We start from the raw sequence: 22948 nt of genomic DNA, 5'->3' as shown, positions 1-22948 counted from the left end.
CTACAGCCCGTACTTATCTAATCGGCGATACATCGCGCCTCGAGTCAGCCCCAGTGCTTTGGCTGCATGACTGACATTACCTTGGTGGTGCTTTAGTGCCGCACGGATCGTGCGCTGTTCAATAATTTCTAGATCAAAGGTATCTGGCTGTAAAGCCTCTGTGGGCGTATTAGCCGTTTGCTGTGGCGAAACCAGTACGTGATGGATGGCAAGTTCGCTGCCTTCGGATAAGATCACCGCACGTTCGATGGTGTGTGCTAGTTCACGCACATTGCCGGGCCAGTGATATGCACAGAGTGAACGCATGGCACTGGTAGGCAGGGTTAAATCACGGCGGTACTTTTGCTGATAGATATCGACATAGTGCTGCACTAGCAGTGGGATGTCTTCTTGACGTTCTCTGAGCGGAGGAAGACGGATTTCAATGGTGTTTATTCGATATAGCAGATCTTGGCGAAACTGCCCATTTGCAACGGCTTCAGGGAGTGCTTCATTGGTTGCACATATGAGGCGAATATCAGTATCAATGACCTTATTAGCGCCAATTGGGGTGATCTGCCTGTTTTGGATAGCAGCAAGCAATTTTACCTGCTGTGCGAGAGGCATATTAGCGACTTCATCTAAAAATAAGCTGCCGCCATGAGCCAGTTCAAAACGACCGACACGATCTGCTTTTGCATCGGTAAATGCCCCCTTCTTGTGGCCAAAGAGTTCACTTTCAAATAAGTTTTCTGATACAGCACCCATATCAAGACTAATAAATGGCATGTGCGCACGTGGGCTTTGGGCGTGAATGGCGTGTGCCGTGAGCTCTTTACCTGTGCCACTTTCACCTGTAATTAAGATGTTTGCGTCGGTTTTAGCTGCTTTCTCTAAGGTATCAAATACTTGCAGCATAGCGTCACTCTGACCCAAAAACTCACTTTGGGGGGAGCTGAGTGCCTGACTGAGTCCTTGCGTTTGTCGTGATAGCTGACTGAGTGCTTTTTTGTCTTGCGCATGTGCAAGCGCGGTGGCAATGACTGTCAGAAGTTGATCGTTTTGCCAAGGCTTGGCAACAAAGTCGGTTGCGCCATTTTTGATGGCTTCGACGGCGAGCTGTACGTCACTATATGCGGTCATGAGTACGACGGCTACGCTCTGATCTTGGGTGTGGATTTTTTTTAGCCAGTAGAACCCCTCTTGGCCACTGATGGCATCTCGATCAAAGTTCATATCGAGTAAAATGACATCAACAGAATGGCTGTTAAGTAGTGGCTCGACGTCAAACGGGTTGTTTGTCGTAATGATTTTTTTATGATGTTTTTTCAGCAGTAATTTTGCTGCAAGTAAGACGTCTGTGTTGTCATCGACGATAAGAATGGTGCCTTGCTTGTCCATGCGTTGAGCTCGTAATTGTTATTTTTTGACCTTTAGAGCTTAACGTAAAACCCATTTAACTGTCCAATTATGGACATTAAGCTGTTCTGTTTTCGGACACTTATAAAAATAGCATTTAGAGAAATTATTTATTGCTTTGATTTATAAGGAATTAATTTTTGGCATTAAACTTGTTGTAGTTAAGGTATCGAAGCCAAAGGAGCCGATACCATGGACAAAAAAATTACTACGCCGACACGTCGCAGATATTTAAAACCTGTAATTGCAACGACGGTTGCACTGCTGATCGGGTTTGGTGCGTACAGCATGAGTCAATCGGCGCAACAACAAGGGCAGTCTCAAACGGTGAATATGGCTGGCCTGACGGTCAGTGAAGTTGTCAGCGGGGGGTTTAAAGATGCACTGAGTGTGCGTGGACAGGTCATCCCTAAAACGACCATTTTTTTAGATACTGTTTCGGGTGGCCGTGTTGAAGCGCGATTGCTAGAGCAAGGCACTTATGTTGAGCAAGGACAGCCTTTGGTACAGCTCTCTAATACCAATTTACAGTTGGACGTAATGAGCCGTGAAGCACAGGTGACTGAGCAGTTAAACTTTTTGCGCAATACGCAAATGACCATGACCACCAATGCGCTCAATTTAAAGCGTGATTTATTAGATATTGAATTGGAGATCAGCCACTTAAAAAGGAAATTAACGCAATCAGAAGCCCTCTTGATCAAAGGTTTGATCAGCCAAGAGGAAGTCGATGAAGTGCGCGAAAACCTACAATATAACCGTGATATTCATGCGCTAACTATAGAGCGCCAAAAACAGGAAACCAGCATTCGCAAAGTGCAGTTAGCACAGCTGGAGGACAGTGCAAAAATGTTACAAGAAAACTTGCAATTCGCGCGTAAAAACCTCGAAAGTTTGCAGATCACAGCACCTGTATCAGGTTATCTAAGCGAGTTGGATGTGCAGGTTGGCGAGTCCAAACAAGCGGGGGCGCGCCTTGGTCAAATCGATATCCCAGGTGAGTTTAAACTGGCAGTCAGTTTGGACGAATTCTATCTCAATCAGGTGTCGCTAGGCATGGCTATCGAGATTGCACATGGCGACCAAATGCTGCATGCACAAGTAAGCAAAATTGATAGTCGCGTCACTAATGCACAATTTCAAATTGAAGCTGCATTGCCTTCTGGGACACAGGATATCAAACGTGGCCAAGGGTTAGATGCACAACTGATGTTTAGCAACGATCAAAACCAAGCGACTTTGCTGCCACGAGGCGCTTTTTTTAGCACCAGTGGCGGTCACTGGGTGTTTGTGCTTAATGAGAATGGCACCCAAGCGCAGCGCCGCAACGTACAGTTGGGCAAAAAGAATCAACACTATTACCAAGTAATATCAGGCCTTGCACCGGGAGAGCACGTGATCACCTCTCACTATGGCAACTTTGATAAAGCCCATGTTTTAAATCTCAGTAACTAATAAAAAGCATTAAAGGACAGGAAAATGATTAAGCTCTCACAATTAAATCGCGTATTTAGAACCCATGAAGTTGAGACAACAGCACTCGATAGTATCAATTTAACCGTCAGTGATGGTGAGTTTGTTGCCATTATGGGCCCTTCAGGTTGTGGAAAGTCCACCTTATTATCCATTTTAGGGCTGTTAGATGGCCCTTCAAGCGGTAGCTATCTGTTTGACGGTACCGAAGTGTCCGGCTTTTCTGAACAACAGATGGCAAACTTACGAAAAGCGTCAATCGGATTTGTCTTCCAAAGCTTTAATCTGATCGACGAGTTGACAGTGTTTGAGAATGTCGCGTTGCCCCTACAATACCAAAATGTATCAAAAGCAGAACTAAATCAGCGCGTTGAAGAGATTTTAAAACGTGTTGGTATTGACCATCGAGCTGATCATTTACCGCAACAGCTCTCGGGCGGTCAGCAGCAGCGTGTCGCTGTCGCACGGGCCTTGGTGATCAACCCGAAACTGATTTTAGCCGATGAGCCAACTGGAAACTTAGACTCCAAAAACTCTCAAGAAGTGATGGCGATGTTACGTGAGCTAAATCGAGAAGGTACCACCGTGATCATGGTGACACACTCCGAGACGGAAGGAGACTATGCAGATAGGGTTGTCCGGCTATTAGACGGTCGGATCTTGGTGGACAAAGCCAGTCAAGTAACTCAACCAAGCCATGTTGCGTAAGTAGTAGGAGGCATTATGTTTTCAAGTTATATCACCACTGCTGTGCGTGCATTTGCCAAGCATAAACAACATTTTGCGCTAAATGTATTGGGGTTGAGTCTAGGGTTGGCAGCCGCCATTATGGTAACTTTATTTGCAGTTTATGAATTTTCTTTTGACCGTACACAGCCAAATGCGGAGCGGGTGTATCGAGTACATACAGATTATCGCAGCTGGGGTTTGCAATTTGTTGGGACTGCAGGGACTGATGCGCCATTTTTGATGAAACAGCAAACTCAGGTTGAAGATGTTTTGTTGCTTGCTGATGCCGACAGTTTAGAGTTTTATAATGCGCCGTTGGCTTTGACTGTTAAAGTCGCGGACAGACAAGTGCAGCTGCCTGATTTTTATTCTGTCAGCAACAATCTGCTCGATTTTGTGACTCTAAACGTGTTGGCGGGATCGGTGCAAGATGCCATTTCATTGCCGGACCAATTAGCGCTAAGTCAAAGCTCGGCGATCAGCTTATTTGGCCGCACTGATATAGTGGGCGAACAGCTGAATCATGGTTCTGGCAGTTATACTGTCGCTGCTGTATTTGAAGACTTACCAGACAATACGCATTTTTACTTTCATACGTTGACTGCGCTGCCCAAACATGCCGACCCGGACGTTCATGGTTATGTGTATATGCGCTTGGCACCGAATGCCGATGCAACTGCCATTGAAACCGAGCTTAATCGTACTTTTACCGAAAGACAGCAAGGTCGTAGAAAAACTTTATCACTGCATATGATACCGCTGCTCGATGTGCACTTTAATAGTCGTGGCCCCTTTGAAATGAAGCAAGGTGGCTCAAAGCAAGTTATGTGGGTGAGTGTGGCATTGGCCGTGGTCTTGCTATTGGTGGCGAGCACCAATTTTATTAACTTAAATATTGCCGCTGCGGCCAAGCGTGCCAAAGAAGTTGGTGTGAGAAAAGCTTTGGGGGCGAGCCGTTTGCAACTTGTTCAGCAGTTTTTGACTGAGGCTATATTGGTTGCGAGTGTCGCTGGTTTAATTGCATTTGCATTAGTGGAAATTGCGCTGCCCAGCGTAAACCAGTTGTTGAATAGACAGTTGAGCTTAGACTTTTCTATGTGGTTTTTAAGTGGCGTTATTGTCGTAATTTTATTGGTTGGCGTGCTATCTGGCTTATATCCTGCGCTGTTCATTTCTTCTTATAGTGCAAAAAGGGTATTGAGTGGCGACCTGCAACGTGGAAAAACCGCAATCTGGGTACGTAAACTGACGCTATATTTACAAAGTGTGTTATCAATTGCGTTGATCATCGCTGCAGTGACCATCTACAAACAAATGGCGTTAGTGAATGACTTGGAAGTGGGGTATGGCAAAACAGAGCGATTATTGGTTAAGGACCTGCCAGCTGAGTTAGTCTTTAAAACCGACAATAACCGTCTATTTGATACCATTCGCAGCATACCTGGTGTTTCTCAGGCCACCGCCAGTAATACCAATTTAACCGTTGATATGAATGGTGAGTTGCACTTAACTTGGCCCAATGGTGAGCAAGTGGAAGGTACGCAACCGACTGTTTCAACCGGATTTTATGCAGCAGAAACACTAGGCCTTACCGTGTTGGCTGGGCGTGACTTTTCTCCTCAGTATGGTACGGACTGGGCGCATACAGATGAGCAAGGTATTACCCGCTATGCAATATTGATCTCTGAAAGTATGATGCGACTTGCAGGTTACACGGATCCGCAAGAGGTCATAGGTAAACAAGCGACAGCGCGCCGAGGCCGCACTCAAGTGAATATAGTTGGTGTTGTTGCCGACGTGAAACTGGGCTCTGCGAAGCAAACTCAATTGCCGATATCATTTCGTGCTGGCGTCATTAGCCACTCGTCTGCAAACATCGTGGTCAAGTTGGATGGCTCGGTGGCTGCATCTGACGTGGCGCAGCAATTGCGAGCAGTAGTGACAGAACAATTAAAGCTTCATGAGGTATCTGTCACACGTATAGAAGATGAGTATCAGCAAGCACACATTAGCGAACATCGTGTACAGCAGTTAGTTTTGTTCTTTAGCTCGTTGGCGGTATTTTTAACCTGTTTGGGTGTGTTGGGACTCGCGTCGTTTTCTGCGCTTCGCAGGCAAAAGGAGGTTGCAGTTCGAAAGGTGCTTGGCGCTTCTCGTATTAGTATTGTTAATTTGCTTGCGAAAGAATATTTAGTGTTAATCATGGCTGCAATGGTATTGTCATTTCCGTTAAGTTATTGGTTCTTGGATGGGTGGCTGAATCACTTTAATGAGCGTATATCACAGGCAATTTGGATATATCTGTTCAGTGCAAGTTTTGTGGCAGTGAGCACTTGGTTAACTGTTGCAACGCTGGCGTTTCGGGCTGCCAGTATACGACCGTCTTTGATTTTACGTTACGAGTAATAGGAAGAAGCCAGCGCCGGGGCGCTGGCTTTTTCTGATTGGCACACCAGTGTGCAAATTGCCATTTTTAGGTCCATGATCATCACAAAATGCCTAGACACATCGTAGCCAATAACCCCTCTGACTTTAGCACCTTTGATATGACTGTCTGGGGGCGCAGCAACGCATATTAGAGGTTGCGGAGTACCGTTTTCATTGGCATGTCATTCCTTTATAAATGCTGCGGGTAGTCGCCGTGAGTGACGGCTTCATAAAATTGTAAATTATTTAAACAAATTTAAACTTGAATAACCTCCAATGTTTCGTCTAGAATACACATAAATTTCGAAACGAAACTTATGTGAAAGGTAAATGACCAAACGTAACACTCAACAGCGCCGCCATACCATTGTCAGTCGTGTAAATAACGAAGGTGAAGTCAGTGTAGAGGCTTTGGCTGCTGAGTTTGAAACTTCAGAAGTTACGATTCGAAAGGATTTAACCGCACTTGAAAAAAGTGGCTTACTACTACGTCGCTACGGCGGAGCGGTCGCACTGCCTAAAGAGATTGTTGCCACAGATATAGATAAGCAAGATCCATTGCGTAAAGTCGCCATAGCAAAAGCCGCTGCGGCACTGATCCGCGACCACAATCGAATTATTATTGATAGTGGTAGAACGACCGCCGCGATGATCCCTGAACTGGCGAAGAAGCGCGGTTTGGTGGTCATGACCAATGCCATCAACATTGCGAACCGCTTATTATCACTTGAGAATGAACCCACTCTTTTGATGACCGGTGGTACATGGGACCCGCATTCGGAGTCATTCCAAGGTCAAGTCGCCGAACAAGTGCTACGCTCTTATGACTTTGATCAGCTATTTATTGGTGCCGATGGCATTGATGTGGCGCGCGGTACCACCACATTTAATGAGTTGATTGGATTGAGCAAGGTAATGGCAGAGACCGCAAGAGAAGTCATTGTGCTGGTTGAATCTGAAAAGATTGGTCGCAAAATTCCAAATTTAGAGCTGCCTTGGCAGCAAGTCACAACCTTGATCACCGACAACACCTTGGCACCTGAGATGCGCCAAGCGATCGAGGCTCATGGCGTAAACGTGATCTGTGCAGAGATCACACAAAAATAAACACACTAACGTGCAACAAATGGAGAGATTATGTGTGGCATCGTAGGAGCTGTGGCAGAGCGCCCAGTTAATCGAATTTTAATTGAAGGTTTAAAACGTCTTGAGTACCGTGGCTATGATTCTGCGGGCGTTGCGCTGAGCAATGCGGGTGTACTTAATACGGTAAAAGCAGTTGGTAAAGTTGCGAATTTAGCAGCGGCGCTAGAGCGCGCTGAAGTAAAAGGTACAACTGGTATTGCACATACACGTTGGGCAACACATGGTGGTGTAACCGAAGCGAATGCTCACCCACATTTATCAAATGAACAAATTGCGCTGGTACACAATGGTATCATCGAAAACCATGAAGCACTGCGCAATGCGTTAACAGAAGATGGCTATACATTCTTATCGGATACAGATACGGAAGTCATGGTGCACCTGATCCACCAACTACGCCAGCAACATGGCAGCTTACTTGAGTCAGTTCAAGCGGCAACAAAACAGCTTGAAGGTGCTTACGGTACAGTGGTATTCGATAAAGAAAACGACAATGAGATCATCGTTGCACGTTCAGGCAGCCCGTTAGTGATTGGTTTAGGCCTTGGCGAGAACTTTATTGCATCAGATCAGTTAGCTCTTTTACCAGTTACGCGCAGCTTTATCTTCTTAGAAGAGGGCGATGTTGCACGTATTACACATGACACGGTTGAGATCTTCGATATTGAAGGCAATCCAGTTGAACGCGAAGTGGTTGAGTCTAACATCACGCAAGACGCTTCTGGTAAAGGCGAATACCGACACTACATGCTAAAAGAAATTTACGAACAGCCGCTGGCCGTACGTAACACTCTTGAAGGCCGCCTTGAAAACGATCGCGTTGCAATCGATGCGTTTGGCGACAGCGCGAATCAGATTTTTAAAGATGTAAAACACGTTCAAATCATCGCGTGTGGTACGTCATACCACTCAGGCATGGTTGCGCGCTACTGGCTTGAGCAACTTGCAGGCGTGAGTTGTAATGTCGAAATTGCATCAGAATTCCGTTATCGTGAGTCGTTTGTTCACGAAAATAGCCTACTTGTTACTATTTCTCAGTCTGGTGAAACGGCGGATACTTTAGCGGCATTACGTTTAGCTAAAGAGCAGGGCTACATGGCATCAATGACCATCTGTAACGTACCTGGCTCTTCATTGGTGCGTGAGTCTGACTTGGCATTTATGACCAAGGCAGGCGCGGAGATTGGTGTTGCATCTACTAAAGCTTTCACGACGCAACTTGTTGGCTTATTGATGCTAACTGCATCGATCGCGCAAGAAAAAGGTCGTGACCAAAGTGTTATTGTTAATGCTATTAAGACTTTACCAAACAAGCTAGAAGAAGCGCTGAGCATGGCTGAAGGCATTGAGGCGTTGGCGGAAGAGTTTGCAGACAAGCATCATTCTCTGTTCCTTGGCCGTGGCTCACAGTATCCAATCGCAATGGAAGGGGCGCTTAAGTTAAAAGAGATCTCTTATATTCACGCAGAAGCGTACGCAGCGGGTGAATTAAAGCACGGTCCGCTTGCACTGATTGATGCAGATATGCCAATCATTGTTGTGGCACCTAACAATGAATTGCTTGAAAAGCTTAAATCAAACGTTGAAGAAGTACGTGCTCGCGGCGGTATTATCTACGTATTTGCAGACAAAGATTCCGCATTTGCTTCTGATGACACAATGCGTGTAATGAACGTGAACCACGTTGAAGACATCATCGCGCCAGTTGTCTATACAATCCCACTACAGCTTTTGTCGTACTATGTTGCCGTGATCAAAGGCACTGATGTTGACCAACCACGTAACCTAGCTAAATCTGTAACGGTTGAGTAATTAGGTATTTAGGGGTTTAAAAAGGCGCGTAAGCGCCTTTTTTGTTGCTATGCATTAATTACATATTCTCACACTTAAACGAGCATAGGCCGATATTTCAAATTTTCCGAAATAGCTAGCAAACTAACCGTTTTTTAATCTTTTGATATTTATAGCAAAAGCTCAGAGAGCACATTAGTGAAGTAGGCTGCTGGTCGCTACCTTGATTAGCTGCGCGTTGAAGTATGACTTTTCATGGGTGTTAGCGACAAATTTTGTGCAATTATGGCTGTCGGGCTGAATGACTATCGCTATCAGACTAAATTGAGCCTAATAGCGATGTAGTGGCGCACCAAGTAAACTACTTTTCAGCAAGGACCAAAATGCCTTTAGTTGTTGGAGATATTGCCTGTTTTGTCTCTCGGTCGACTAGAAGGACTCGACTAAAGCCGTTATTTAGCAGCATCTCATGCATTTCTTCAGGCTCCCAGTAATGGAGAGTGTCTTTTAAAGTAAATGACTTTTCCTGATCTTGCGTTTTTAATAAGTAATGAATATCTGAAGTGTGTTGCTGTACTTCGGTGTCAATTGAGTTTTTGATGTTGATTGACAAGTCGATGCCATCAAAGCTTGAGGCATGCTCAATATCATGTAAGTAGTCACCTTGAGCTAACAAGTTGATCGGGTAATAGTAATCAAAAATAAATATCCCTTTGGGCTTTAAATGATCAGATATGTTTTGCAAAACTGTGGGGGCAAGTTCTGAGTCAACGTAACATAAAACGGAGTTGTGTGCATAAGCGCCGTCAAACAGAGTATCAGATTTAAACGATGCGATGTTATCAACTATGAAGGTTGGGTTAGCACGCCCTTCCAGTTTACTCTCGGCTCTTGAAATCGCTGACTCGCTCAGGTCAACACCCGTAATATCGTAATTAAACTCAGAGAGGATGAGTGCATGGCGACCATAACCGCAACCTACATCAAGCAACTTTGTCGTCGGCTCACTGTTAACAAACTTAGAAAAAAGGTGGTGTAAATAATCACACTGCTGTTGCGTGTTCAGTTGGGGAGACAGAATGTGCTCTTGGACATCATCTATGTTGTTAATCTCATCTATAAGCTTAGTTTTATTAAGCATTTGATTACCCTTTTTATTTTAAAGAGAACTTTTAATCTACTAAAACCAGTGATGTGTTTATATTGGTGTGTTTTCTGTGTTGATTTTAGTTTTGGTGTTTTTTTGAATTTAATATAATTTAACTTTATTTTTTACTGTAATATCTAACCGTGTTTTTAATTGTTTGTTAATTTGTCTGTTAATGCTTGTTGGTGGTTTTAAATGTGGGGGATATAAGGAAGTGGCACTACCACATTTTGTTTTTATATGAATGTGATAGTGCAGTTGTTTACACCATGATTAGTGTAAAGTCAGACTCTATACGTTTAGAGTGTTAACACTTAGGTCAAGCGTGTCAGAACGTTGATTATCTTTCTGTGCTTCGTTGTTGATCTCTACGTTCTTAACTGAATTTAGTTCACCGCCCCATGCTTCTACAGCGTTTTCTTGTGAAACTAAAGTGCTTGTATCTTTACCAAAACAAAATGACATATTTAACTCCTTTAATTATTAATATTATTTAAATTGCCATGGGTAATGCTAATAATACCCCTCAAGCAATCATATTCTCTAGAATGAGAATTTAGTATCGTCCACTTTGAAGCTATATTAATAGCCGTATCCAGTGGACCAAGAAGTCCATGAAAATGAACTTGAATTCTGTACTTTTTAGATATTGATTCTTTATCAAATAAATGGGCGTTACTTTCTAAGTAACCTTCTAACTCTTGCCTGTTATTTATTCTTTCTTTTGGATGCCAGAAGATCAAAATGTCTAAATCATCTGGATCAGGCTTTGTTGAAATAAAAGACCCACCTATAAAAATGCGTGCAATATGGATTTCACCGTATTGCAAGTCGTTTATCAAAAGGCGTAAGTTATCTGATAGCCTTTTCCTTAGAGCGTTCTGTGCAAATAATCGCTCTAAACTTTGCCATGAGATTTCGTAAGGAGAGCTGTATTTTAATACTCCGTCTTCGTTATGTATTAAAGAAGGTAGCAATCCTTTGTTATTGAAACTAAGCTCCTCAAAGGGAACTTCATTAAAATATTCCATACACCACTTTATTATTAATAATGTCGTTTTCTCATTTATTTATTCCAAAGATTAATTCAATAATTTTAAGCTGTAAAGTGTGTTTTATAATTATTTTTAATTTGATTTGAAATAAATATATTCAAGCTGTAAATAATGACAGTGATTTTTTATTTGTCTTATTTTGTTGCACTTTTATGTCATTTTAAACTTGTTTTTGGGTGTTTTTTAACCACTGTGTTCGCGTTTTTAAATTGGTGTTGTTGGTTTTTTACTCTGTTTTGGTTGGCTTATTAAGAAGTGATGAGTTCATTGAAAGAAGATAAGGTTTATTTATAAGTTTGATGCTGGAATACCTTGGCCTGTTTAATTGTAAGCCAAGGCATATACTTATCTGAAATTTGAGGTTTTTTACACAGTTAATTTGCTTTTATTTATTTGAGGCCGAACTAAATAAGAAGACGTATTTACTCAAACTCAACAGCGAAGCAATACGCCTAAAACGAGTTTATTAGCCAGTACGTTGCTTATATTTGGATCGTACTCCAGCGCCCTTGATGCCATATTTTGACAAAAATACCCGCTTGAATTGCGCGATACGCGATATTCAAACACCAAATTGCCAATAGTCCCATGCCAAAGTGATGGCTGGCTATCCAAGCTGCCGGTAAGAACACCAGCCACTGGATACTAAAGGATATTTTTAATACCTGTTTACTGGCACCTGCGCCAAGCAGTGAATTAAGCAAGATCACGCCGACCGCATCAACAGCCAATAGCAAAGATATGAGTTGTAAAGGCAATCTAGCCATGTCGACTAGGTGTTGTTCGTGGACAAAGGCGGATAACACGAGGTCGGGAAACAGCACCATGGGTAAGCTTATAGAACACATAAACAGTACCCCTATCATTGCAGTATCCCACCCCCAGCGCTTCGCCTTTTCAGGCGCATCTTGGCCTAATGCCTGTCCAACTAAAGAGGCTGCTGCAATGCCAAAGCCGATACAGGGTATGATCATAACCAGCGTAACATTGACCAACACATTCGCTACCGCTAGCTCGTCAGTGCCTAAGGTGCCAATAATAATGAACATGACTGTTAAACCAATGGCCCGAAAAAGTTGTTGTAGCCCTTGTGGCAACGAAAAATTTATAATCTGTTGGAGTTGCGCTTTGGTTGGCAGCTGCTGGAAAAAACCAGCTGGTTTCGAATATTTAAACCCGAGATAAAAGCAGTAAATGGTGCCAATAAGCAGAGATAGGGAGGTTGCCACACCAGCCCCAGTTACGCCCATTTTTGGGAAGCCCAAATTGCCAAAAATCAATAAATAATTGAGTATGACATTACAGACTAGCATTAAAAATAACGAGTTCATGAACAACTTCGGCCGCTTAATACCGCTCCAGTAACCTCTAAATGACAAGGTCATTGCGACTGCTGTGATGGCTAAAACGCGTACCTGCAAATAGTCATTGCCCAACAAGATGACATTGGGATCATCATGAAGTGATGGGAAAAACAATGGAACCGTATAATAGAGAACAATGGACAATGGGATGCCAATAACACCGCTGATAAGTAGCGCACTATTGAGTGGGATGGCGGTTTCAGAGTCATTGCCTTTACCATGCAAGCGAGAAGAAATGGTCAGTACTCCACTGGTGAGCCCGATCAGTAGGGCAAAGGACACAAAGTTAACTTGAGAAGCAATACCGACGGCCGCTAGGGCGTCCGTACCTAATGTCCCCACCATGGCCATGTCAATCACAACCATAACATTTTGAGACACCATGCCTGCAATGATAGGAATTGCAAAGCAAATGATTGTTTTTACTCGATCTAGCAAAACGATCTCCAGCTATCACCCGAGCTTATTTTTAGGGTGATTTATAACATGCCTGACGCGGAGCAATCCGAGCAGGGTTGGTACGAAATAGCTCTATCGCACCTAAAATAATCGAGGGCGAAAAATAACCTTTGTTGCCTTATGACTGTGAAGTGCTCGCCAAAAAAGAGTGCTATTAGCCGCTATTTTTTAACACCTAAAAGCGTACATAAAAAGCTATTTTTTGCCCGTTTGTTAAATCAACCCATCAAGCATGACAGACATTGTCCTGTCAGTGATGGGTTGATGGCTTTGCAGTTAACTTGTTATTTTCTCTTCTTCAGCTGATCTCCAAGAGTGGTAAACTTCATTGCTGAGCGCGAGACATTCCATTTTGTAAATTCCCACCACTTCGCCGTTAACCAGCAGATCACTTTGCCAGTTAATGATGCGGTTGCCGCCGACATCCAGCACATTCATATCGCCATTAGTGATGAAGATGGACTCGTGTTTTTGTAGTGCTCTTTGTAAGCGAATTTCAAGCGATTTCAGGATCCCCACTCCTTCTTTGAGAGCGCTATCTTGTTCGGCGTTTTGAGGTGACAGCAATTTGCCCATTGAGCGCTGATGCTGTCTGCACCCTTCGATGAGGTGGGTCACATCAATGACGCCGGCACTATTGTCGTTGAAAATAGTGTCCGAATGATTCGGCATAAACCATACGCCGGATTGGTCCCAGGCAGATGTCGCAGTGCTGATAAATACGTTGTCACCATTGTGTTTATTCACGGTACTGCGATCACATGGGCTGGCATCATCAGCCAAGGCAGAATCAGATAACGGCGCATCAGCAGAAGAGGAAATCTGTTGAATGGTAACCTTGGCCTGACAAATATTTTTATCAAACTGGGTTACGCGGGTTGAGAAGGATTTTGACCCTGTGATCTGATCATCATTCACTTCGGTACAGAATAACTCTGCGCTATCGTGTTCGCAAAAAGCATCAAATTGAATGGTCAAAGCCTGAGTATAATACTCAGATGCATTTGTGCGGTGCAGCTCTGAGGCTTTAATTAATTGCATCGTTGACTCAATTAATTGCACGCCTGTTATATGGTCGAGCGGGTGATCATTAAAAAATGGGTGGTCCTTGCAAACGATGGAGTCAGCTCGCAATGCATTGGCGTCGTGAAGATCAGGTTTGATGTTCTCGATGATGATGTTGCCAGCGTGCTGTTTAAGATTGTTGGTGATCTCTTGCAAGGCTTTTTCATCATACTCTGGCACTTGTGGGGCTGCGCGCTCGCTCTGTATAGCTGTTTGTGCAGAGGCTTTGTTCAGTAACTCGGATATCTCATTGATGGTTGATAGTGGTAACAGCTGAGCTGGTTCTAACGACAGCGCTGGAAACGCTTGGATAATGTCGTTTGTGAGCTTGAGTCGAGTAATGGAGTCCACACCTAGCTCAGTCAAGTCGAGAGACGGATCCAACGCTTTGATGGCGTGATCTGTATGACGGGAGACCATCTCTTTTATCGTGTCGCTGAGGTTGTTTTGGGCTGAACTCTGCTGCTTGGCTGATGACCTAACCACTGGCTTTTTGGTCACAATAGCGCTGGTTTTGCCGGTTTTTTCTTGAAGCAGTTGGACTATGTCATCAATGGTTTGCAAAACCAATATCTCAGTGACCTCTATCGCACAATCAGGGTACATCTTGATCAATTGATTGGTTATCTTTAAACGCAGAATTGAATCAACACCAAGCTGGTCCAAGTCCACAGATGTGTTGATATTTTGAATTGGCAGTTCGGTACTCTCTGAAACGGCACTCAGAACATTCTGCGTGATGTCATCAGTGATCGTTACACGGGCTGTATGTGGTAAAGGCTTCTGGGTGTGTGAAGCATCAATCATATCAGTTTGCACTGTGCTGAGCTTGGGCAAATCTGGTAGCCAATAACGACTTTGTGTAAATGGATACGACGGTAAGTTGATGCGTTTGGGGCGCGTGTTTTTATGCAGTGAATGCCATGAAGAAGGAGTGGCGCCACGTACCCAGAAGCTTGCGATTTTATGCAGCTCCTTAACTTCAAACCAATGGTTAAAGGCGGTTGTTAGCCCTTCATCAGAATCCCAATTAAGCGATTCTAGCTCTTTATCTACCGCCCCTCTGTAGAAGTTACCGCGCTTCGATGTGCCGGATAAAAATTGATATAAAGCATCCATTAATTTCGTTGGCGAATCAACAATGATAGCCAAGCGTTCTTGCATGTCATGGCGGCCTACTTGCAAGGTATAGGCAATATCAAGCAGCGTTTGCTGGCTATCAAAGGTGTCATTGATACTTTGCCTGATCAGGTGACTATGCAATCCGCTGGCAACCTCCATCAGCTGCTCAGGGGTTTTAGCCGACAGTAAAATTAACTGTGCAGCAGCTTCATGGTTGCTGCTTGCCACGACGTTATCTGCTATTGGCTCTTCAACGACTACGTGGGCATTTACACCGCCAAAGCCGAACGAGCTGATCCCTGCACGCAAGGGGATCGGCTCACCGCTCGCATCTGTCAAACGCTGCCAAGGTTGAGTTTTATCAACCACGTAAAATGGGCTTTGTTGCAGTGAAATAGATGGATTAAGTTGGTTGAAATGCAGTACACCGGGCAGCGTCTGATGCTTCATTGACAGCAACACCTTAATCAAACCAGCGATACCTGCGGCAGACTCGCAATGGCCAATATTGGTTTTTGCTGTGCCTAGACCACAATATTGATGTGGCAAAGTGTCAGATAAAGCATTAAACGCTTCTTTTAAAGCTTCAGTTTCAATCGGATCACCTAGAGGCGTACCTGTACCATGGGCTTCTATATAGCTCACAGTTTCCGGGGCTATATTTGCAGTTTGGTAGGCTGATTTAATCAGTTGAGCTTGACTGTCGAGATTTGGTGCGCGCAACGAGTTAGATTTGCCATCATGATTGGTCACAGCAGACTTAATGACGCCATAAATTGTATCATTGTCCTTGATTGCCTGATGGTAGGGCTTGAGTAACACGGCGCCGTATCCTTCTGCACGCACGAATCCATTGGCCTTTTCATCAAACGTTTTACATGAGCCATCAGCCGACAACATGCCTGCGCTGTGGGCTGCTTTGTAGACGCGCGGTGTTAAAATGAGATTTATCCCCCCGGCGACGGCAAGGTTACAGGTGCCGTTTTTAATCGACTCAACGGCGTGATGTACAGCAACCAAAGAGCTTGAGCAGGCTGTATTGATAACTTCACTTGGACCATTAAAGTCAAACCACCTTGAAGCGCGATTGGCTATCATGCTCATATGAACACCTGAGTCCAGATAGGCACCATATTTCTCTGTGAGTTCAGGCTGCGCCAAGGTTAGCTCTAGATAATCATTGTTGTGGGCACCGATAAATAGCCCGACATTTTGATCGGCTAATTGCTTGGGGTTGTGTCCTGCACTTTCAAACACGCTCCACGTCATCTCCATCACTTTACGCTGCTGCGGATCCATACTATTGGCTTCAAGAGGAGAAATGCCAAAAAACTCCGCATCAAAGGTATCTATGTCGTATAAAAAGCCGCCTCGGTTTGGAAAGCCATTGAGTTCAGACGCTTTTTTATCCCGTGAGAACGCTTGTCTATTTGTTGGTATAGCTGAAATACTGTCGTTTTGGTGGATCAAGTTGTCCCAAAAGAGGTCGAGATCGGTTGCGCCGCCAGGGAAGTGGCCACTCATCCCAACGATGGCTATCGCGTCTTTGCCCTGTTCGCTATATTTGTGCTGATCTGTCTCTTGATGCTGGCATGCATCGACAGCGTTTTGCACGCCCGTCGGTTGACTAAGTGAGCTTAGCGCTTCGTGCAAGTAGCCTGCAAGCTGGCTAAAGCTCGGGTATTTAAACAGCATGACCGGAGCAAATGCGGTTTTAAAGACCTCTTCAATTTTTTTAGCAATGACGACGTATTGAATTGAATCCAACATAATGGCGCTTAAGTCATCAACATTGGCAAGATCCTGTTGAGTTAGGTTTAGTTCAGGTGCAAAAACCGTATTTTTCAAAGTCTCTATGATAGCTGCGATGTTAGCACTGTCAGGCGCTGTTGCAGTATTTGTTGCTGTCGTTTGGTGCGCTGTATCGCAATAATATGCAGGCAGTGTATCGGCTTTGCGCAAGTTTCGACATGCCTGTTTTTGGATTTTTCCGCTGCCCGTTCTGGGGATCGTTTTTTCAGGCACTAAATGAATTTCATGGGCTCTGATACTGTGATTTTGAGCAATGGCCTGTTTAATATCGGCGACGATGTCGTGATAGTCTGCTTGACTTAACCCATCCTTGACTTCTTGTACCACAATGACTTTCTCTTCGTTATCGATCACTTGTGAAAAGACAATCATGGCAAGTTTAAGGTAGTCTACATGGCGCTTAATTGACGCTTCAATATCAATAGGGTGGTGGTTTTTGCCATTGATGATGATGACGTCTTTTTCCCTACCAACAACGTAGAGGTAGCCGTCTTCTACAAAGCCTAAATCACCTGTTCTAAGGAAGTTTTGATCTGAATTTGCCACTTTTGCACTGAAGGTCGAGCTTGATTCATCTGGTCTATTGAGATACCCCGCAGCAATGGACGGTGAATGCACTAATATTTCGCCTACCGTGCCTTTTTTGCATGGCGTCAGCGTGCCTTTTTCGACAATCACCACAGAAGTGTCACCACTTATCTTGCCGCAACTGGCCACGGTTTTAGCCTTATTGGCTCGTTCAGTGGGCTGGACTTTGTCTTGTTCCAAAGATTCTATGTCTAGTGACATAAAACGCTCTTTGCTGTTGATGTCGCCGGATACAACAGAGCAAACTTCAGATAGGCCATAACAACAAGTCACGGCATTGGGGTTGAGGCCGAGGCATTCAAAGCGTGTATTAAAATTCACATAGCTATCGTAGTTAAAAGGCTCGCCTCCACAGACAATGGCCTTTAGGGACGCTAACGGTTTTTGCTCTGATGATAAAAACGCATCGATGTTTACTTTGTTCACGCAGTAATCAAGGGCAAAGTTAGGCGCAGCGGTGTGGGTTGCCTGATACAGTGAAATACGTTCAAACCACAAATTTGGCTGCAACAAGAAGTATTTAGCATCAAATATGACGCTAAATGCGCCTCTTGATAGCGGCGCTAAAATTCCAAACACTAAGCCAAAGCTATGAAACTGGGGCATCCATGAAGTGATCCGACTATCTCCGTTGATCTCCCATTGTTGCGCGCCGATATTTATTTGTGACTCTAAACTTTGGTGAGGAATTTGCACCCCTTTAGGTTGAGAATTTGACCCAGAGCTATAGAGCAAAATTGCGAGATCGTCGGGTTGCTTAGGACGTTCGGGCGTGAGTTCTTGATCTGCACAAATGAGCTGATTGATGTCTAATATGTGCGTGTCTTTTAGCTTTTCAGATCCAGTAAATTGTTGAGATATTTCCGTATTTGTAAGAATGCAAGTTGCTGCTGAATCAGCAATGATGCGGTCTAGGGTCTCGGACAGCTTGTCTTTTTGTGTCAAGTCACCAAGGGGGATCGGGATGATGGCTAGGTTCGCATACCAACATGCCAGCAGGCTGTAGACATACTCCATCCCCTGCGGAAACAGAATGATGATTTTTTGCTGTGATCCCAACATATTGGATAGCGCACTTCCAAGTTGCTGAGTGTGTTCGATTAAATTTGCCCCTGTGATGACGTCTAAGGTGTTGTCATCTGTTGGTGTAGCAAAGAGCTCTTTTTTCTCAAACGGAGCGATAAAGTCAATCACAGACTCCCAATGAGGGGCGCCACATGTGTCAATGAGTTGTTTTTTTTCTTGTTCTTGTTTCATTATTTATCCTTAAAATACGACATGGGGGGCGGTGTTTTTATGACCCCAAAGGTGCGCAATTTTTAACTTGGTAAGCGCTCAATAACATCCGAGCGAGGGTGGACATATTTACCGGAATATTTATCGACTGTGTCGAGCGATATCGTGGCTTCTTGATACAGTGAAGAGCCGTTATTGCCGCAGTTGAGTCATTGTTAATTTTGCCATGCCCATGTACAGATACACCGGGGGATATACCCTGAATCGCTTTATTTACGTTGTCTGTGTTGAATGTAAAAAGACGTATCACGGCATCCATGGTTGCTAGCATCGCTAGGCGAAACAGTACAGCCGCGCTTTGACCTCGCTGTTGTTTCAAATACCAATGTTTTAGTTGGCTATACATGGATACCATTACCTACGCCTATCTACTCACTTAAGCTTGTAACTTATGACGTTGTATTTTTCCTGACGGCGTACGCGGGAACGCATCAATGAATGTGATGGTTTCGGGGCAATACTGTGCGTCGATTGTCATTTTTATATGTTCTTTGAGACTGATTTCTAATTCAGAATGGTCGCATTCAGCAGACTTATCCAAAATGACATGTGCGTGGATCGATGATTTTGCTCGATCTTGTACCACCGCACATTCCGCAACTATGTCATGGGTAGACAGTGCATTTTCCAATTCCAGCAAATTAAGACGTCCAGAATCTGTGATAACCTCGTTTTCAGCTCTACCATGAAACCAGTAATGTCCTTGTTCATCTCTGAGCACACAATCATCGGTGACATTCCAGCCATTGATCACGTAATTCTTTTGTCGCTCGTCTGAGAGGTAGCGACAACCTAGTGGACCGCGAACTGCGAGTAACCCAACTGTATTGATGGGCAACTCTTGGCCATTTTTGTCAACGACCTTCGCTTCGTAACCGTAAATTGGCTTGCCTATTCGGCCTCGCTGTATGTCATCAATATCTGGACCTAAGAAGAGAAACAGCATCTCGGTACTGCCGATGCCATGGAAAAGCGCAATGCCAGTCTTATCTTTCCATGACTGCCAAATGGAAGGCATAACGTGCTCACCGCTGGCAGTACAAAACCTCAAACTGGAAATGTCGTAATTGTCACATTGCGCTTCCATGGCTTGGTAGGCCTGTGGTGAGGTAAACATTAAAGTTGGGCGATGACGTTCGATATTCTCTAGTAACTCAATAGGCGTTGGGCCTTCCAATAACACTGTTGAAGCCCGGCAGTAGAGCGCGGAAAGTAATAGTGAACCTAGGCCAAATCCAAACGCCAGCGAAGGGCTACCTATTAAGCGATCATTTTCAGTGATTTTAAAAACACGTTGTCCCGCAGCCTGACACGCGATCAACATGTCGCGGTGATAATGAATGACCGCTTTGGAGTTATCGGCGGTAGTCCCTGAAGAAAAGCCAATCAAGCAGCAGTCATCTGCTGCCGTCTCTACATTGTGAAACTCGGTAGATTGGCGATTTAATTTTTCGTGATCTGACAGTTTGGCATCGAAAGCGGTAACTTCGCTGAGCATATCAGTCATGTTTTTAACTGTGGTGAAACGTTCTTCAAACCTGTCATCACATAAAGCGACTTTAATCTCAGCTTTGTGCACCACTTTGACAATTCTTTCTGGCTCAAGGGTCGGTATGACGGCCACTGTCACCGCGCCAGCCTTAACAATACCCAGCCAGCAAGCAACCATCATGATGTTGTTTGGCGAGTATAGTAATACCCGATTACCAGGTTTTACGTCTAATTCGTTCACCAAGTAGTTGGCGACTTGGTTGGATTTATCCAGCAGTGCTTGGTAAGTATAAGATTCATCGGCAGTAATGACTGCGACTTTATCGCCATAACCTTCTGCTACCGCATTATCCAGCATTTCAGTCACACAGTTTAGGTTCTCAGGTAAATCGAATTTATCTAAGTTTATGATATCTGGCAGGTCTTTTTCATCAGGGCTATTCTCTTGAATAAAGTTATCACGATAGGCCAGCTCTTTATTGTTCATTATTATGTTCCAGTCCAAAAGTTTGTTTGTTCTTAATTTTTCTCTTGCACATCGCAGGTTAATAAAGTGTATTTTTATTTGTGGTACTGACTTATCCTGCGCAGCGCTGGTTAGCAAAATGTGTTGCAATGTTTGTTTGGTTAAATAGGCGTGTGTGCATGTGGCATTTGTTAATGCGATGTGTTTTACACAGCGGCGGATAGCCGCCTGAGTGAACCTGCAATAGCCACTCAACCAAATTAAAATCATTATATTACAATTACTTAGTCTTATTTGGTGTTACCCGTTTCGGATCATTGCATATACTTCGTCTGGGGATACCCGTTTCATATCAAATACCTTTTTACTCATCCCAGCGAGAATATCTGGGGTATCAGCTTCTATACCCTGCAATGCCTCTAGTACGAGCTCATTTGCACTCATCTTGCCTGTGCCTCGCCCTTTTGTCATATCTGTATCGACCAAAGGCGGAACAACCTCATAAACTTTGACTGTGGTGCTTTCCAATTGGTAGCGCAGCGCTTTTGTGAACATGCGAAACGCGGCCTTTGAGGCGCAATAAACGGGTGCAGACTGTTTTGGAACGGCTGCGAGTAGGGATGTGACATTGACAATTGCCGCCTCGCGCTGTTGCAAAAGTACAGGCAGCATGCGGTCAATCAGTTTCATTTGTGACGTCACATTGGTATTCATTTCTTCATCGATCAGGTCAATGTGACTCTCTAATTGTGTAAAGCTGTAGTTCTTTTGAATGCCAGCATTATTGATAAGCATATCGAGATCTGGGTGATGAATATGAATATACTCAACCAACTTTTTCTGTTCTTCATCTTTGGTGAGATCACATTGAAAGTAATCAATGTTGGGAAGCTCTTTTTGTATTGATTTTAGCTTATTTAGATTGCGGCCGCAGATGACTATGTTATTCGAGCGTTTAGCAAGTTCTCGAGTAAATTCCAGGCCAATACCAGAGCCTCCTCCGGTGATTAATACTTTTTTTCCTGATAAATCCATGATGACTACCTAATACTTTCCTTACAATTTTCTTTGTATTTAAAACCCTTTCTTTCGGCATATCTAAAAGATGTTATTTAAAAGCCTATAGGGCTATTTATTATCAAAGTAAGACTTAAGTTATACTCGGCTGATATTGGGTTCAGAGAGTTGGTTTTATAATTTTCTATTGGTTTATTAATCCAGTGGATTGATCGATACTATCCGCCGATATCTCTTTAAACCTATTCTGTAGCTGTCTGATGCAGCTGTGCTGCGCGTCATAGGTAACGTTATTTATACTAGCGACTGCGCGTAAACCAATCATGGCGTTACTAATAAAGCAGTATTCGTATTTTTCAATTTCATTTATTTTTATTGCGGACTCTATGACCTTGTAATTAGCAGCTTTTGCGCTCTCTATTAGCAATTTTCTTGTGATACCGGGTAAAATTCCCGTTTGTATCGATGGGGTTACAAGGTTATTGCCAGTACCAAAAAATATATTCCACGTTGCGCCCTCAGTTACTATGTTATCGCACAACATAAGTGCATCTTGCGCGCCCGCATCCTGGGCTTCAACTCGCGCTTTTAGATTGGCAATGATGTTTGATGTTTTTTGTAAAGGACACGTGCGCTGCGCTTCAATAGTTGCGATCTGGATAGGTGTAGCATTGATACGTTCAACTTTTCTCCCAGTGACCAAGATATTGAATTTCTGAAAATCCCCTGGGTTTGATAGGGAAAAGTTTGCAGGAAAAATAGTGACGCGAACACCACCATAGTAGCCTGCGTCTTGCTGATCCAAAAAAGCCAAAATATTTTTTAATATTTCTTCTTCATTTGGACTTTTTCCAAAGATTGCCAATGAGTCACCGATCAAGCGCTGCAAGTGGAACGTCAGGCCTTTTACTTTCCTGTCTTCGACTAAAAAGCTAGTGAAACAAGCATAACCATATAAAGCCAGAGACAGGGTATCTGGATCTGGATGCAATGTGTTTTCATTCAGTATTGTTGTCATAAAATGCCTGCAAATAGCTGCTACGAGACAGTGCCATGTTTTATTTTTTAGTGATTACTTAAGTTTCTGGTTAATCCTATTACC

15 protein-coding genes are annotated in these 22948 nt (G+C 43.8%); 5 read left to right on the top strand and 10 right to left on the bottom strand.

The genetic code is table 11. The features are described from left to right. Window positions 1–1380: a sigma-54-dependent transcriptional regulator gene (locus J8M00_RS22015; RefSeq protein WP_211012615.1), complete on the bottom strand. Its 1380-nt coding sequence runs from the start codon at window positions 1378–1380 to the stop codon at window positions 1–3. Between the two features lie 210 nt (window positions 1381–1590). Here J8M00_RS22015 and J8M00_RS22010 point away from each other — a divergent pair, with 210 nt between their 5' ends. The 5 genes from J8M00_RS22010 (at window position 1591) to glmS (ending at window position 8985) form a co-directional block, all read left to right on the top strand. Further along, window positions 1591–2853, top strand: coding sequence for an efflux RND transporter periplasmic adaptor subunit (locus tag J8M00_RS22010; RefSeq protein ID WP_211012614.1), 1263 nt, complete (start codon window positions 1591–1593; stop codon window positions 2851–2853). Window positions 2854–2877: 24 nt separating this feature from the next. Next, window positions 2878–3579, top strand: coding sequence for an ABC transporter ATP-binding protein (locus J8M00_RS22005; RefSeq protein WP_211012613.1), 702 nt, complete (start codon window positions 2878–2880; stop codon window positions 3577–3579). Window positions 3580–3594: 15 nt separating this feature from the next. Next, window positions 3595–6006 carry an ABC transporter permease gene (locus J8M00_RS22000; protein ID WP_211012612.1) on the top strand — a complete coding sequence of 804 codons (2412 nt, stop codon included), beginning with the start codon at window positions 3595–3597 and terminating at the stop codon, window positions 6004–6006. Window positions 6007–6357: 351 nt separating this feature from the next. After that, window positions 6358–7134 (top strand): DeoR/GlpR family DNA-binding transcription regulator, encoded by a 777-nt coding sequence (locus J8M00_RS21995; protein WP_023398964.1) that lies wholly within the window; start codon window positions 6358–6360, stop codon window positions 7132–7134. A gap of 30 nt (window positions 7135–7164) precedes the next feature. After that, complete coding sequence (gene glmS, locus J8M00_RS21990) at window positions 7165–8985, top strand: glutamine--fructose-6-phosphate transaminase (isomerizing) (RefSeq protein WP_211012611.1); 1821 nt, start codon at window positions 7165–7167, stop codon at window positions 8983–8985. A gap of 340 nt (window positions 8986–9325) precedes the next feature. Here glmS and J8M00_RS21985 read toward each other — a convergent pair whose 3' ends face one another. The 9 genes from J8M00_RS21985 to J8M00_RS21945 form a co-directional block, all read right to left on the bottom strand. After that, entirely contained in the window at window positions 9326–10105 is a 780-nt protein-coding gene (locus J8M00_RS21985; RefSeq protein WP_211012610.1) for a class I SAM-dependent methyltransferase, read from the bottom strand. A 297-nt stretch (window positions 10106–10402) separates the two neighbouring features. Then, window positions 10403–10576 carry a hypothetical protein gene (locus tag J8M00_RS21980; protein ID WP_211012609.1) on the bottom strand — a complete coding sequence of 58 codons (174 nt, stop codon included), beginning with the start codon at window positions 10574–10576 and terminating at the stop codon, window positions 10403–10405. 11 nt (window positions 10577–10587) lie between these two features. After that, window positions 10588–11142 (bottom strand): DUF6932 family protein, encoded by a 555-nt coding sequence (locus J8M00_RS21975; RefSeq protein WP_211012608.1) that lies wholly within the window; start codon window positions 11140–11142, stop codon window positions 10588–10590. Between the two features lie 506 nt (window positions 11143–11648). Further along, the gene (locus tag J8M00_RS21970; protein WP_211012607.1) at window positions 11649–12968 is read right to left on the bottom strand and encodes an MATE family efflux transporter; all 1320 of its coding nucleotides are present in this window, start codon (window positions 12966–12968) and stop codon (window positions 11649–11651) included. 297 nt (window positions 12969–13265) lie between these two features. Further along, a complete protein-coding gene (locus J8M00_RS21965; protein WP_211012606.1) occupies window positions 13266–18833 on the bottom strand; it encodes a beta-ketoacyl synthase N-terminal-like domain-containing protein in 5568 nt (1855 codons plus the stop codon). Window positions 18834–18870: 37 nt separating this feature from the next. After that, window positions 18871–19218 carry a hypothetical protein gene (locus J8M00_RS21960; protein WP_211012605.1) on the bottom strand — a complete coding sequence of 116 codons (348 nt, stop codon included), beginning with the start codon at window positions 19216–19218 and terminating at the stop codon, window positions 18871–18873. A 30-nt stretch (window positions 19219–19248) separates the two neighbouring features. Beyond that, the gene (locus J8M00_RS21955; RefSeq protein ID WP_211012604.1) at window positions 19249–20850 is read right to left on the bottom strand and encodes an AMP-binding protein; all 1602 of its coding nucleotides are present in this window, start codon (window positions 20848–20850) and stop codon (window positions 19249–19251) included. Between the two features lie 279 nt (window positions 20851–21129). Further along, window positions 21130–21864 (bottom strand): SDR family oxidoreductase, encoded by a 735-nt coding sequence (locus tag J8M00_RS21950; RefSeq protein ID WP_211012603.1) that lies wholly within the window; start codon window positions 21862–21864, stop codon window positions 21130–21132. A 166-nt stretch (window positions 21865–22030) separates the two neighbouring features. Beyond that, window positions 22031–22864: an aminotransferase class IV gene (locus tag J8M00_RS21945; RefSeq protein ID WP_211012602.1), complete on the bottom strand. Its 834-nt coding sequence runs from the start codon at window positions 22862–22864 to the stop codon at window positions 22031–22033. Window positions 22865–22948: the final 84 nt, after the last annotated feature.

It is taken from the genome of Pseudoalteromonas luteoviolacea (assembly GCF_018100925.1).
Taxonomy (GTDB): domain Bacteria; phylum Pseudomonadota; class Gammaproteobacteria; order Enterobacterales; family Alteromonadaceae; genus Pseudoalteromonas; species Pseudoalteromonas obscura.
Note: the sequence above shows the minus strand (reverse complement) of the source record. Positions and strands in the feature narration are given on the sequence as shown.

What these genes read in the sequence shown, in the direction of transcription:
- J8M00_RS21985 (WP_211012610.1), bottom strand. Translation starts at nt 10,105, where the DNA reads ATGCTTAATAAAACTAAGCTTATAGATGAGATTAACAACATAGATGAT.
- glmS (WP_211012611.1), top strand. Translation starts at nt 7,165, where the DNA reads ATGTGTGGCATCGTAGGAGCTGTGGCAGAGCGCCCAGTTAATCGAATT.
- J8M00_RS21960 (WP_211012605.1), bottom strand. Translation starts at nt 19,218, where the DNA reads ATGTATAGCCAACTAAAACATTGGTATTTGAAACAACAGCGAGGTCAA.
- J8M00_RS21945 (WP_211012602.1), bottom strand. Translation starts at nt 22,864, where the DNA reads ATGACAACAATACTGAATGAAAACACATTGCATCCAGATCCAGATACC.
- J8M00_RS21965 (WP_211012606.1), bottom strand. Translation starts at nt 18,833, where the DNA reads ATGAAACAAGAACAAGAAAAAAAACAACTCATTGACACATGTGGCGCC.
- J8M00_RS21955 (WP_211012604.1), bottom strand. Translation starts at nt 20,850, where the DNA reads ATGAACAATAAAGAGCTGGCCTATCGTGATAACTTTATTCAAGAGAAT.
- J8M00_RS22005 (WP_211012613.1), top strand. Translation starts at nt 2,878, where the DNA reads ATGATTAAGCTCTCACAATTAAATCGCGTATTTAGAACCCATGAAGTT.
- J8M00_RS22015 (WP_211012615.1), bottom strand. Translation starts at nt 1,380, where the DNA reads ATGGACAAGCAAGGCACCATTCTTATCGTCGATGACAACACAGACGTC.
- J8M00_RS21950 (WP_211012603.1), bottom strand. Translation starts at nt 21,864, where the DNA reads ATGGATTTATCAGGAAAAAAAGTATTAATCACCGGAGGAGGCTCTGGT.
- J8M00_RS21980 (WP_211012609.1), bottom strand. Translation starts at nt 10,576, where the DNA reads ATGTCATTTTGTTTTGGTAAAGATACAAGCACTTTAGTTTCACAAGAA.
- J8M00_RS22010 (WP_211012614.1), top strand. Translation starts at nt 1,591, where the DNA reads ATGGACAAAAAAATTACTACGCCGACACGTCGCAGATATTTAAAACCT.
- J8M00_RS21995 (WP_023398964.1), top strand. Translation starts at nt 6,358, where the DNA reads ATGACCAAACGTAACACTCAACAGCGCCGCCATACCATTGTCAGTCGT.
- J8M00_RS21975 (WP_211012608.1), bottom strand. Translation starts at nt 11,142, where the DNA reads ATGGAATATTTTAATGAAGTTCCCTTTGAGGAGCTTAGTTTCAATAAC.
- J8M00_RS22000 (WP_211012612.1), top strand. Translation starts at nt 3,595, where the DNA reads ATGTTTTCAAGTTATATCACCACTGCTGTGCGTGCATTTGCCAAGCAT.